Below are 12,597 nucleotides of genomic sequence, written 5' to 3' on the forward strand. Positions count from 1 at the left end.
CTGGTAATGGGCTTCTCACCCAGCGAGAGCAGGAGCTCCCATATTGAAGCGGAGTTCAACAAGTGGACCAAACTTCCAGGTGACTATGTCCGGAAAAGTCTTGCTCATGTTGATGTGTGCTGCAACACTCCTGCTTTGGTCTGCCGTGCCCGGTTGGTCGCGCGACCCCTCGTACACCTGAATCTAGAAGGAGTAGCGGCCGTGTCCCGTACCCGGTACACCCGTCGTCTTCCGGCAGCCGCAGCGGTCGCCGGACTTGCGCTCGCCCTGGCCGCTTGCGGCGGTGACTCGTCGGCCACCGGCGCCAACCCGGCGGCCACCGCGGCGGCGCAGCTCAACGCCAACGCGGACCTGTCCAAGCAGAACCTGAACGTCACCGTCTGGCCCGGCTACACCCCCGAGGAGCTGCCGGCCAAGGCCAAGGAGAAGCTCGGCGTCTCCGAGGTGAAGATCGCGCTCCACGACACCAACGAGATCGCGATGGCCAAGCTGACCGGCGGCGCCGACACCGGCATCGACGTGGCCTTCGTCTCGGGTCAGTACGCCCAGGCGCTCAACGAGCAGGGCCTGCTGGAGCCGATCCACGCCGAGCTGATCCCCAACCTGGCCAACCTCTTCCCCGAGGCCACCCAGCTCTCCTACGACAAGGGCAACAAGTTCTCCGTGCCCTACACCTGGGGCACCACCGGCATCTGCTACCGCACCGACCTGGTGAAGGCCGTGCCGACCAGCTGGAAGGACATCCTCGACCCGCCCGCCTGGGCGCTCAACAAGGTCACCATGATGACCACCGAGCGCTGGCTGGCGCTGCCCGCGATCAAGTCCCTCGGCTACTCGGTCAACACCGACAAGGACGAGGAGATCGCCAAGGTCAAGGAACTGCTGATCGCCGCCAAGCCGAAGCTGCTCGGCTACGACGACACCGACTTCGGCAAGAAGCTGGAGACCGGCGAGGCCGTCATGGTGGAGGCCTGGGACGGCTGGTGCCCGACCACCACCGAGAAGCAGAACATCAAGTTCGCGGTGCCGAAGGAGGGCAGCGACCTCTGGGTGGACACCATGGTGATCATGAAGTCCTCCAAGAACAAGGAGGCCGCGCACGCCCTGATCAACTACATCCTCGACCCGGAGATCCACCGCTGGGCCGCGGAGAACATCAACTACAAGGTCCCGAACAAGGCCGCGATGTCGCAGGTGAAGATCGCCCCCGGCTCGCTGCTCGGTACCTCGCCCGCGGAGCTGCTCCAGGGTGAGGGCATCATCGACCTGGGCGAGGCGTCCACGAAGTTCACGCGCCTCTCCTCCGAGGTCCAGGCCAAGTAGACCGGTGAAGACCGCAGACAAGGCCCGGCCGGTGTCCCTCGCGTGGGGACGCCGGCTGGGCGCGTTCGTGTACCTGGCGCCGGGGCTGACCTACCTGATCGTCCTGCTGCTGGTGCCGCTGGCCATGGTGCTCAGCTACACGGTGTTCAGGCGCGGGCGGTTCGGCGGGGTCGTCTACGAGTTCACGCTCGAGAACTTCACCCGCCTGATGGACCCGATCTACCTCGACGTCGTGCTCGGCTCGATCAAGCTCGCCACCATCACCACCGTGCTCGCGCTGCTGCTCGGCTACCCCACGGCGTACGTGATAGCGAGCCTGCCCAAGACCTGGAAGACGATCGCCCTGGTGGCGGTCGTGATGCCGTTCTGGACCAGCTTCATCATCCGGGTCTACGCCTGGATCGTGCTGCTCAGCGGACCCGGGCTGGTCAACACCGCGCTGGGCAAGCTGGGGCTCGGGCCGTACCAGCTGCTCTACAACGAGGGCGCGATCGTCACCGGCCTGCTCTACTCCTACCTGCCGCTGATGGTGCTGCCGCTCTACGCGGCGATCGAGAAGCTCGACCCGCAGCTCCGCGAGGCGTCGGCCAACCTGGGCGCCTCGGCGTTCACCACGTTCCGCAAGGTCACGCTGCCGTTGACCCTGCCGGGCGTGCTGACCGGGGCGATCTTCGTGTTCGTGCCGAGTTTCGGCAACTTCGTCATCCCCGAGCTGCTGGGCGGCGGTAAGTCGATCATGGTGGGCAACCTGATCCGCACCGAGTTCCTCAAGGCGCGCGACTATCCCTTCGGCTCCACGCTGGCGCTCGCGCTGATCGCGGTGCTGGTCGTGCTGCTGTTCCTGCAGGCGAGGGCGGCCCGCCGTGGGTAGGCCGCGCCTGCTGTACGTCCCGTTCTGGCTGACGTACGCCTTCCTGTACCTGCCGATCGTCGTGCTGATCGTCATGTCCTTCAACTCGGGCAAGTCCCCCTACCTCTACGAGGGCTTCAGCCTCAAGTGGTACGGCGTCCTCGCCGGGGACGAGACCGTGATGAAGGGCCTGGTCAACACCCTCATCGTGGCCACCGGCACGACCGTGCTGGCCACCGTGCTCGGCACCCTGCTGGCCGTCGGCCTGGCCCGGTACACCCGCTCGCGGCTGCTCGACGCGGTCGGCCTGCTGCCCGCGGTGCTGCCCGACCTGGTGCTGGCCATCGGCCTGCTGGTCTTCTACGGCACGATCAAGATGACGCTCGGCCTGCACTCGGTGGTCCTCGCGCACGTCGTGTTCGCCATGGCGTTCGTCGCCGCGGTGGTGCGCACCAGGCTCACCCACGCCGACCCCTCGCTGGAGGAGGCCTCCCGAGACCTCGGCGCCGGCCCGGTGAGCACGTTCCTGCGGATCACGCTGCCGCAGCTCGCGCCCGGCGTGCTGGCCGGAGCGCTGCTCGCCTTCACCTTGTCGATCGACGAGTTCGTCATCGCGTTCTTCACGGCCGCGCCGACCGAGCCGACCCTGCCGATCGTCATCTACTCAATGGTTCGTTTCGGGGTGACCCCGGAGATCAACGCGCTGGCCTCGATCCTGCTGCTGGTGAGCTTCACCGTGGTGATCGTCGCCCAGCGCATGACGAAGTTGGGGGAGTCCAATGCTCCACATTGACGGGATCACCCGCCGCTTCGGCGACGTCACCGCCCTGGACGAGGTGTCGCTGGAGATCGGGCAGGGCGAGTTCTTCGCCCTGCTCGGCCCCTCCGGCTGCGGGAAGACCACGCTGCTGCGCATCCTGGCCGGGTTCGAGACCCCGGACAGCGGCACGGTGACGCTCGACGGCGAGAACCTGCTGGCCATGCCGCCGAACCGGCGGCCGATCAACCTGATGTTCCAGTCGTACGCGCTGTTCCCGCACATGAGCGTGGCCAAGAACGTGGCCTACGGCCTGGAGCGGGAGAAGCTCGGCCGCGCCGAGATCCGGACCCGGGTGGCGGAGGTCCTGGAGACGGTGGGGCTGTCGGCGCAGGCCGGCCGCAAACCCCAGCAGCTCTCCGGCGGCCAGCGCCAGCGTGTCGCCCTGGCCAGGGCCATCGTCAAGCGCCCCCGGCTGCTCCTGCTCGACGAGCCGCTGTCCGCCCTGGACAAGAAGGTCAGGGCGGGCATGCAACTGGAGCTGAAGCGGCTGCAGAACGAGGTCGGCATCACCTTCGTCGTGGTCACCCACGACCAGGAGGAGGCCATGTCGCTGGCCGACCGCATCGCGGTCTTCGACAGCGGCCAGGTACGCCAGGTGGACGCCCCCGTCGCCCTCTACGAACGCCCGCGCACCCCGTTCGTCGCCGACTTCGTCGGCGCGAACAACCTGTTCGAGGGTACGGCCGCCGCGGGCGGCGTGGAGGTTTCCGGGCTGGGCCTGCTGGCCGGTGCGGGCGAGGTGGCCAAGGGCGCGGCGGCGCTGCTCGCCGTACGGCCGGAGAACGTCAGGCTGGCCGGGAAGGGTTTGCCCGGATCGGTGCTGGATGTCAGCTTCTACGGCGGCGTTTCACACATCTCGGTCAGCGTGGAGGGCCGGGACAAGCCGGTGCTCGTCGCCGAGCAGGGCGCGAGCAAGGTCGAGACCGGCGCGAAGGTGCACCTGCACTGGGACGCCCGGGACGCCGTGCTGATCCCGGTCGCCGAGGAGCCTGCGAAGGCTACGGCTGCCTTGGTGGTCGAGGTGCCTGCGGAGTCGGAGGCTGTCGAGGACGCCACCTCGGCCTCGGCGGAGTCGGTGGCCGAGAAAGCCGAGGAGGCTGTGCGGCCCGCCGCTGAGCCGGTTGCCAAGAAGGCTGCGAACCCCTCGAAGGCCAGGGGTTCCAAGGGTGCCAAGGGCGCCAAACGCTCCAGGGGCGCCAGGGGTGGCAGGGGTGCCGCGAAGAGGCCGGGCGGTCAGTGAACGGCGTCGAGGGCGCACGAGGTGGCCGCGCGCGCGTACGACAGGATCAGCTCGACGGCCTCTTCGGGGCCGATCACCGGGTGCCTGGCCGTGATGCGGTAGCCGTAGGCGTCCTCGAGCGCCACCAGGTTGCGGGAGATCGTCAGCGAGTCGGACGACAGCGTGAACACCTCCAGCGCGGACCCGGTGTCCAGGATCGACTGGTACATCGAGACCTGCCGGTCGTAGAGGGTGGTCAGCAGCACGCCGTACACCCGGTCGCGGCCCGCGGCCCCACCCAGCTCGTTCAGCAGTCGCACGTCGGGGTCGAGGGGGCCGGTGGGGAGCCCGGAGCGGATCGTCTTCACCAGCTTCTCGGCGGGGTCCTTGATGGCCGCGATCTGGCGCATGCGCTGCTCGTAGAAGCGCTCGACCCCCGCGTGGTGCGCCTCGATCAGCAGGTCGCCGATGTTGGGGTAGTGGTAGAGCACGGCGCCCGAGGTCAGGCCCGCCTCCTCGGCCACATGGGCGAGTTGCACGCCGTCGATGCCGTGCCGGACGATCGCCCGCCTGGCCGCCTCGATGAGGTCGACCCGCCTGGCCTCCCGGCTCTTGCGCGTGGCCACGCGAACCCCCGTTCCTGCAGTCGTGCTGACCAACGGCCGGCCCCCAGAGGCCCATAGTGCCTTGAAGTTGACCTTCCCGCCAGACCATTATTTGAATCGCAATTCAACTGAAGTGTCCCCCCGGAGTTGATCATGTCTCTCACCATCCTGTTCATGCCGGAGAGCGCCTACGGGCCGACGAACAACAGCATCGGCATCGGCGACATCCTGCGTCGCCGCGGCCACCGGGTCGTCTTCGCCGCGGAGGCGTCCTGGAAGGGCAAGCTGGAGGCCCTCGGGTTCGAGGAGGACCTGGTCGACCTCGCGCCGCCGGCCGAGGACGCCGAGGAGCAGGACGCCGGCCAGTTCTGGAAGGACTTCATCAGGGAGACCGCTCCCGAGTACCGCAAGAGCACGCTGGCGCAGCTCGAAACCGTCACCAAGCCGATCTGGGACTCCCTGATCGACGGCGTGAAGTACTGCGAGCCGCAGCTCAAGGCGATCATCGAGCGGGTGAACCCGGACGTCATCGTCGAGGACAACGTCATCACCTTCCCGGCCCTGCTGACCGCGGGCAAGAAGTTCGTCCGCATCGTCTCCTGCAACCCGCTGGAGGCGCGCGGCGACGGCGTCGCGCCGGTCTTCTCCGGCCTGCCCGCCGACGACGGAACCGAGTGGGACGGCTTCCGCGCGGAGTACGACCGCACCCACCGCGAGATCTGGACCGCCTTCAACGAGTGGTGCGTCGAGCAGGGCACGGCCCCGCTGCCCGACCTCGACTTCATCCACACCGGCGACCTGAACCTCTACGTCTACCCGGAGATCCTCGACTACGTCGACGCCAGGCCGCTGGACGAGAGCTGGCAGCGGCTGGACTCGTCGGTCCGCGAGACGGACGAGGAGTTCACCCTGCCGGCGATCCCCGGCGAGGGCTCGCTGGTCTACTTCTCGCTCGGCTCGCTCGGCTCCTCCGACGTGGAGCTGATGCAGCGCGTCATCGACGTGCTGGCCACCACCCCGCACCGGTTCATCGTCTCCAAGGGCCCGCTGCACGAGGAGATCACGCTCGCCGACAACATGTACGGCGCGGAGTTCCTGCCGCAGACGAAGATCATCCCGCTCTGCGACCTGGTCATCACCCACGGCGGCAACAACACCACCACCGAGGCGCTGCACTTCGGCAAGCCGATGATCGTGCTGCCGCTGTTCTGGGACCAGTACGACAACGCCCAGCGTGTCGACGAGCTGGGCTATGGTGTCCGCCTGTCGACCTACGCCTTCACCGACGAGGAGCTGACCAGTGCGCTGGAGCGGCTGCTCGGTGACGCGGAGTTGCGCGCCCGCCTGGCCGCCGCGGGTGAGGAGATCCGCGGCCGTGACGGGCTGCGCAAGGCGGCCGACCTGATCGAAGCGCTCGGCCAGAAGTAACACCACCAGGCCACCTGTGCCGTTCCGTCGTGCCCGCGGCGGTTACGGCAGGTCACCGACCGGATGTGCGGCGCGGTGGACAGGCCATGTCTTGAGGAAGAACACATGCGTGAACTGATCAACCCGGCGACCGGCGAGGTCGTGGCGGCCGTCCCCGACACCCCCGTCGCGGAGGTGGCCGCCGCCGTGCGCAGGGCCCGGCGGGCCTTCGAGGAGTGGTCGCAGCTCACTCCCGGTGAGCGGGCCCGGGTGCTGCTGCGCCTGGCCGACCTCGTGGAGGCCGACGCCGAGGAGCTGACCAGGCTGGAGGTCGAGGAGACCGGCAAGCCGGCGGCCGTCTTCAGGGACGGCGAGCTGCCCTTCGCCGCCGACAACCTGCGCTTCTTCGCCGGGGCGGGCCGCTCGCTGGAGGGCAGCGGCGCCGGGGTGTTCAGCGCCGGCTACACCTCCGTGCTGCTGCGCCGCCCGGTGGGCGTGGTCGGCTCGATCGCGCCGTGGAACTTCCCGTTCGTGATGGCCGCCTGGAAGCTCGGCCCCGCGCTCGCGGCGGGCAACGCGGTGGTCATCAAGCCCGCGCCGCAGACCCCGCGCACCACGCTGCGGCTGGCCGAGCTGGTCGCCAGGGCCGGCGCGCCCGAGGGGCTGGTCCAGGTGGTGACCGGCGGCGCCGAGGTGGGCGAGGCGCTGGTCACCGATCCCGGTGTGGACATGGTCAGCGTCACCGGGTCCACCGAGACGGGCAGGGCCGTGATGAGCGGCGCCGCCCGTACCCTCAAGCGGGTGCACCTGGAGCTCGGCGGCAAGGCGCCGGCCCTGGTCTTCGCCGACGCCGACCTGGCCGAGACCGCCCGCGGCGTGGCGATGGGCGCCACCTACAACACCGGCCAGGACTGCACCGCGGCGACCCGCGTCTACGTCGAGCGCGCGGTGTACGGCGATGCGGTCGAGGCGATCCGCGCTACCCTTGCCGAGATCAGGTTCGGCGACCCCTGGGCCCCCACCACGGACATCGGGCCGCTGATCTCGGGCGCGCACCGTGACCGGGTGCACGGCTTCGTCGAGCGCGCCGGCGCCGAAGTGGTCTTCGGTGGCGCGCCGGTCGAGGGGCCCGGCTTCTTCTATCCGCCCACCCTCATCGCCGGTGCCGCGCAGGACAGCGAGATCGTGCAGGGCGAGCTTTTCGGCCCCGTCCTTGTCGTGCTGCCCTTCGACGGAGAAGACGAGGGTGTCAGGATGGCCAACGACACCAGGTACGGCCTGGCCTCCTCGGTCTGGTCCCGCGACGTGGCCCGCGCGATGCGCGTCTCCCACCGGCTAGACGTGGGCGTGACCTGGGTGAACGACCACCTTCCGATCGCCTCCGAGGCTCCGCACGGCGGCGTCAAGGGCAGTGGCTTCGGCAAGGACATGAGCCAGGAGGCGGTCCAGGAGTACTCCGTGACCCGCCATCTGATGATCAAGCATGCGGCCCCGGCGGAGCGGGACTCCTTCCGGCCAGCCTAAACAGCATGTGGCGTTACATGACCAAAAAGCCCTTTTTGGTCATGTTTGTGGGGAAATGTTCCGTTGGCCGATCTGGTCAGGGTGTGTTCCAATTACCCACGCCCTTGGATTCCCATGCGCCCCTTGCGTGTCAGAGATTCGAGCACGTACGGCGAGAGGTTGCGAGACTCAGTGAGGACGGATAACCCCCGGCACGCCGCCGCCCCGGGGGAGGACACAAAAAGACCCGCGTCGGGAAGTCGTTTCCAGCTGGGCAACTGGCGGGTGCGCTCACGACTCGTGGCGCTGATCCTCATTCCCACGGTCGTGGGCGTGCTCCTGGCCGGGATCCAGCTGGCGGACTCGATCGGCACGTCCGCCGAGTACCGCAGGCTGACCCAGATCGCGGAGCTGGAGCAACGCCTGGGCGCGCTTACCCACGAGCTGGGCAAGGAGCGCTCGCTGACCGCGTGGTACATCGCCGACCGGCGCCGCGACGGCCGCATGGCGCAGCTCCGCGACCAGCGCGACATCGTCGACGCGGCCAAGAAGCGGGTGCTCGACAGCACCGCGGCCATCGACGAGTCCCACTCGGCGCGCGTGCGCGGCGAGGTCTCGGAGATGGTCCGCTGGCTGAACGGCCTCAAGGGCCTGCGCGAGTCGATCGTCGGCGACAGCGTGCCCGCCCGAGCCTCCGTGCGGACCTACTCCAGCATGATCGACGTGATGGAGGGCCTGCAGAACGAGCTGGGCTCCTCCAGCAACGACGACCGCCTGCTCGGTGACTCCACCGCGCTGGGCGCGCTGCACCGGACCAAGGAGGAGGTCTCGCGGCAGCAGGTCATCCTCGTCGTCGCGCTGATCGAGAAGGCGCTCGACTACGACGACCTGTCCGACTTCCTCGGCTCGTGGAACCGTCAGCAGACCGAGCTGGCCACCTTCGAGCGCGAGGCGGGAAGCGCCGACTCCGCCTACTACCGGGCCTCGATCAAGGGCCGGGAGATCGACCGCGCCGACGCGATGCGCCAGCGGGCCCTGGCCCAGATGCGCGAGTACAAGCGCATCAGGGACCTGGACGTCACCTCCCGGCGCGACCTCACCCTCTGGTACGAGAGCACCACCAAGACCGTCGACGCCATGCGCAAGGTGGAGGACAAGCTCGCCACCTCGATCGTGGCGCAGACCCGCGTGCTCAGCGACACCGAGCAGCGCAACGCCATCATCTCCGGCGCGCTCATCCTCGTCCTGCTGGCGCTCGTCCTGGTGATCACCACCCGGGTGGCCGGCTCGCTGGTCCGCCCGCTGCGCAGGCTGCGCGCCGAGGCGCTCGAAATCGCCGGCACCCGGCTGCCCGACACCGTCCGCGCGCTGCGCGAGTCCGGCGACGGCGCGGCGATCCCCGAGGTCGCCTCCATCGGCGTGCACACCCGGGACGAGATCGGGGAAGTGGCCCGCGCCTTCGACGAGGTCCACCGCGAGGCCGTACGGCTGGCCGGTGACGAGGCCCGGCTGCGCGCCAACGTCAACTCGATGTTCGTCAACCTCTCCCGCCGCAGCCAGACCCTGGTCGAGCGGCAGCTCTCGCTCATCGAGGGCCTGGAGAACGGCGAAGAGGACGAGAACCGTCTGGCCAGCCTCTTCCGGCTCGACCACCTGGCCACCCGCATGCGCCGCAACAGCGAGAACCTCCTGGTCCTCGCCGGGCAGGAAGCGGCCCGCAAGTGGAGCCAGCCGGTCCAGCTCGTCGACATCGCCCGCGCCTCGCTGTCGGAGGTCGAGAACTACGAGCGGGTCGTCATCCAGGTGCCGACCGGCGTCATGATCGCCGGCCCGGCCGTCACCGACGCCGTCCACCTGCTGGCCGAGCTGATCGAGAACGCCATCTCGTTCTCGCCGCGCGAGACCAAGGTGACCGTCACCAGCCACCGCACCGAAGGCGGCGTGCTGATCACGGTGAGCGACCTCGGCATCGGCATGACCGGCGAGGAGCTCGGGCAGGCCAACTGGCGCCTGGCCAACCCGCCGGTCGTCGATGTCGCGGTCTCCCGCCGCATGGGCCTGTTCGTGGTCGGCCGTCTGGCCCTGCGCCACGGCATCCAGGTCCAGCTCAGGGCCCAGGAGGCGTCCGGCCTGGCCGCCATGGTGATGATGCCGGACACGCTGGTGACCACGCCGGGCGCGCCCCAGACGGCCGCCGGTTTCGCCGGAGCGGGCCAGGCGGGCGGTTTCGGCGGCCAGCCGAACGCCTACGGCAGCCAGCCGACCTTCGACCCGCAGCAGATCTTCGACTCCTACAGCACCTTCGACGCGCCCGTCCACGCCGCGCCCGTCCCCGTGTACGGCATGGACACCCCCGACGTCCGCGGCTTCGACGAGCCGCTGCACACCCCGTGGCCCGGCAACATGCCCCCGCCGGAGGGCGGCTGGCCGTCGTTCGGCGACGACCCCCGCGACGGCGTGTTCGGCGAGCGCCGCGAGGAGAGCCAGTGGCCTCCGGCGCCGGGGCCCGAGGAGGGCCAGTGGTCGGCGGCGCCCGAGGAGAACAAGTGGTCCGCGCCGGAGGAGAACACCTGGTCTCCGCCCGAGGAGAGCAAGTGGCCGCCGGCGGCTGAGGAGAACCAGTGGCGGGCGGCGCCCGCCGTACCGGACGCGCCGGTGTTCGACGCGTTCGGCAGGTCGGCCGTCGAGGCGGACATGACGGGCCCGCTGCCCGTGGTGCGCAACTCGCCGATGGAGGACGAGAGCGAGGAGTTCCTGCCGATCTTCTCCTCCGTGGGCTCCGACTGGTTCCGCAGGCCGGACCCCGAGGCGCAGCCCGAGCCGGAACCCGAGCCCGAAGGGCTGCGCCCGGCCAGGATGACCGACCTGCCCGAGGCCGCGCCGGCGCCCCGCGCCGAGCCGCCGCAGCGCAGCCCGCTGCCGCAGCGCAGGCCCGGCGGGTCGACGCCCCCCACGTGGTCCTCGCCCGCCGACACCGGCTGGCAGGCGGCCCAGGCCGCCGCCGACCCGGCCATGGGCGGCGTCACCGCGTCGGGCCTGCCCCGGCGGGTCCCGAAGGCGAACCTGGTCCCCGGTACGGCAGGCGCCAACGAGCCCGCCGCCACCCCGGAGCCCATGCCGCCGATCTCGCCGGAGCGGGTGCGCAGCCGGCTCTCCAGCTTCCAGCAGGGCGTACGGCAGGGCCGTGCGTTCACGCGCGGAGACGAGGACATGAAGGAGGACGACAAGTGAGCGAGCGAGCCAGTCTCACGGGTCCGACCAAGGAGGACAAGTGAGAGAACTCAGTCAGGGTGCGCGCGGCGTCAACTGGTTGATCACCGATTTCGTGAACAACGTGCCAGGCGTCGCCCACACCGTCGTGGTGTCGTCGGACGGCCTGCCGCTGGCCTACTCCGAGGGTTTCCCCAAGGACCGGGCCGACCAGCTCGCCGCCGTGGCGTCGGGCGTGATCAGCCTGACCCAGGGCGCCGCCAGGGTGTTCGAGGGCGGCATGGTCACCCAGACGGTGATCGAGATGCAGCGCGGCCTGTTGATGATCATGTCGATCAGCGATGGCTCCTGCCTGGCCGTACTCGCGGCGGCCGACTGCGACATGGGCCTGGTCGCCTACCAGATGACGTTGCTCGTCGAGCGTGCCGGGCAGGTTCTCACGCCCGCGGTACGCGCGGAGCTGCAGGCGTCGCGGCCCCGCTAGGGGTGACAGGAGAAGATAAGTGACAGGTCAGGGTTGGGCTGGTGATAACCGTCAGGGGCTTCAGGGGTCCCCAAGCCCGCAGGAACCGAGCTCTTTGGTCAGGCCGTACGCTGTGACCGGAGGGCGCACGGCGCCGCGGGTGAAGTTCGCGATGGAGGCACTGGTCTCCTCCGCCACCTCGGAGCATCGCGATCTCTCTCTACTCAGTCCGGAGTTCCAGGCGATCATCCAGCTGTGCCGGCAGGTCCGGTCGGTGGCCGAGGTCTCCGCTCTGTTACGCGTACCACTCGGTGTGGTCCGGGTGCTGATCGCGGATATGGCGTCCGAGGGCCTCATCCGCGTGCACCAGCCGCAGCTGGACGCGGGTAAGCCGGACCTTAACCTGCTCGAAAGGGTGCTCAGTGGACTTCGCAGGCTCTAGCGGCGGCGGGCTCACCTCGACGAAGATCGTCGTCGCGGGAGGCTTCGGCGTCGGTAAGACGACGTTCGTGGGAGCGGTGTCGGAGATTCTCCCGCTCACCACCGAGGCGGTCATGACCGACGCCTCCGCGGGGATCGACGACCTGGCGCACACGCCGAACAAGACCACGACGACCGTGGCGATGGACTTCGGCCGTGTCTCGCTGGACCGTGACCTGATCCTGTACCTGTTCGGTACGCCGGGTCAGCACCGGTTCTGGTTCATGTGGGACGACCTGGTGCGCGGCGCGATCGGCGCCGTCGTGCTGGTCGACACCCGCCGCCTGGCCGACAGCTTCCCGGCGATCGACTACTTCGAAGAGGCCAAGCTGCCGTTCGTGGTCGGGATCAACGGCTGGGACGGCCAGTATCTCCACCAGGACGAGGAGATCAGGGAGGCGCTCACGCTCTCCCCGCACATTCCGATCGTCCGGCTCGACGCCCGCTCCCGCGACTCGGTGAAGAGCACGCTGATCACGCTGGTGGAGCACGCCCTCACCAGCCACATGAGCCCTGGTCGGGTCTAGCACCCGAACGAACGACGACGGCGGGACCGCGCGGTGGCCACGACCACCGCACGGCCCCGCCGTCTCGCGTTCCACCGCCCTCCACCGCACTATCGCGCGGCGGTTTCGATGCCTCTGACGAGGCGGCCGACTTCGGCGCGGAGGTGGACGAAGTGGGGGTGTTCGCGGGTGGTGATCTGGTCGCGTGGGG

11 protein-coding genes are annotated in these 12,597 nt (G+C 69.4%); 10 read left to right on the top strand and 1 reads right to left on the bottom strand.

Translation table 11 applies throughout. From position 1 onward, the window contains the following. Window positions 1-201: 201 nt before the first annotated feature. Genes ABZ911_RS24125 through ABZ911_RS24140 form a run of 4 tightly spaced genes read left to right on the top strand, consistent with a single transcriptional unit; the run spans window position 202 to window position 4,233 of the window. A complete protein-coding gene (locus ABZ911_RS24125) occupies window positions 202-1,323 on the top strand; it encodes a spermidine/putrescine ABC transporter substrate-binding protein (RefSeq protein ID WP_358059846.1) in 1,122 nt (373 codons plus the stop codon). A 4-nt stretch (window positions 1,324-1,327) separates the two neighbouring features. Beyond that, window positions 1,328-2,194 carry an ABC transporter permease gene (locus tag ABZ911_RS24130; protein ID WP_358059849.1) on the top strand — a complete coding sequence of 289 codons (867 nt, stop codon included), beginning with the start codon at window positions 1,328-1,330 and terminating at the stop codon, window positions 2,192-2,194. Continuing rightward, window positions 2,187-2,966, top strand: a complete 780-nt coding sequence (locus ABZ911_RS24135) for an ABC transporter permease (protein ID WP_358059852.1) — start codon at window positions 2,187-2,189, stop codon at window positions 2,964-2,966. Before ABZ911_RS24130 ends, ABZ911_RS24135 begins: the two co-directional genes overlap by 8 nt. Next, on the top strand, window positions 2,953-4,233 hold the full coding sequence (locus tag ABZ911_RS24140) for an ATP-binding cassette domain-containing protein (protein WP_358059855.1): 1,281 nt from the start codon (window positions 2,953-2,955) through the stop codon (window positions 4,231-4,233). The genes ABZ911_RS24135 and ABZ911_RS24140 overlap by 14 nt, the downstream gene beginning before the upstream one ends. Here the strand turns inward: ABZ911_RS24140 and ABZ911_RS24145 are convergent. After that, entirely contained in the window at window positions 4,227-4,838 is a 612-nt protein-coding gene (locus ABZ911_RS24145) for a helix-turn-helix domain-containing protein (protein WP_358059858.1), read from the bottom strand. The two genes, ABZ911_RS24140 and ABZ911_RS24145, sit on opposite strands and share 7 nt — an antisense overlap. 132 nt (window positions 4,839-4,970) lie before the next feature. Between ABZ911_RS24145 and ABZ911_RS24150 the strand changes: the two genes are divergently transcribed. The 6 genes from ABZ911_RS24150 to ABZ911_RS24175 all read left to right on the top strand — a co-directional run bounded on the left by ABZ911_RS24150 (window position 4,971) and on the right by ABZ911_RS24175 (window position 12,407). Further along, window positions 4,971-6,245, top strand: coding sequence for a glycosyltransferase (locus ABZ911_RS24150; RefSeq protein ID WP_358059861.1), 1,275 nt, complete (start codon window positions 4,971-4,973; stop codon window positions 6,243-6,245). A gap of 105 nt (window positions 6,246-6,350) precedes the next feature. After that, window positions 6,351-7,748 (top strand): aminobutyraldehyde dehydrogenase, encoded by a 1,398-nt coding sequence (locus ABZ911_RS24155; protein ID WP_358059864.1) that lies wholly within the window; start codon window positions 6,351-6,353, stop codon window positions 7,746-7,748. A gap of 279 nt (window positions 7,749-8,027) precedes the next feature. After that, entirely contained in the window at window positions 8,028-10,958 is a 2,931-nt protein-coding gene (locus ABZ911_RS24160; RefSeq protein WP_358059867.1) for a nitrate- and nitrite sensing domain-containing protein, read from the top strand. A 40-nt stretch (window positions 10,959-10,998) separates the two neighbouring features. Next, the gene (locus ABZ911_RS24165; RefSeq protein WP_192780417.1) at window positions 10,999-11,421 is read left to right on the top strand and encodes a roadblock/LC7 domain-containing protein; all 423 of its coding nucleotides are present in this window, start codon (window positions 10,999-11,001) and stop codon (window positions 11,419-11,421) included. Window positions 11,422-11,515: 94 nt separating this feature from the next. Then, window positions 11,516-11,842, top strand: coding sequence for a DUF742 domain-containing protein (locus ABZ911_RS24170; protein WP_358059880.1), 327 nt, complete (start codon window positions 11,516-11,518; stop codon window positions 11,840-11,842). Next, complete coding sequence (locus tag ABZ911_RS24175; protein ID WP_358059871.1) at window positions 11,823-12,407, top strand: ATP/GTP-binding protein; 585 nt, start codon at window positions 11,823-11,825, stop codon at window positions 12,405-12,407. Before ABZ911_RS24170 ends, ABZ911_RS24175 begins: the two co-directional genes overlap by 20 nt. Window positions 12,408-12,597 lie beyond the last annotated feature (190 nt).

This window comes from Nonomuraea sp. NPDC046570, assembly GCF_040645915.1.
Lineage (GTDB): Bacteria > Actinomycetota > Actinomycetes > Streptosporangiales > Streptosporangiaceae > Nonomuraea.

Coding starts and splice junctions, on each gene's coding strand:
- ABZ911_RS24150 (WP_358059861.1), top strand. CDS start 4,971: ATGTCTCTCACCATCCTGTTCATGCCGGAGAGCGCCTACGGGCCGACG.
- ABZ911_RS24140 (WP_358059855.1), top strand. CDS start 2,953: ATGCTCCACATTGACGGGATCACCCGCCGCTTCGGCGACGTCACCGCC.
- ABZ911_RS24155 (WP_358059864.1), top strand. CDS start 6,351: ATGCGTGAACTGATCAACCCGGCGACCGGCGAGGTCGTGGCGGCCGTC.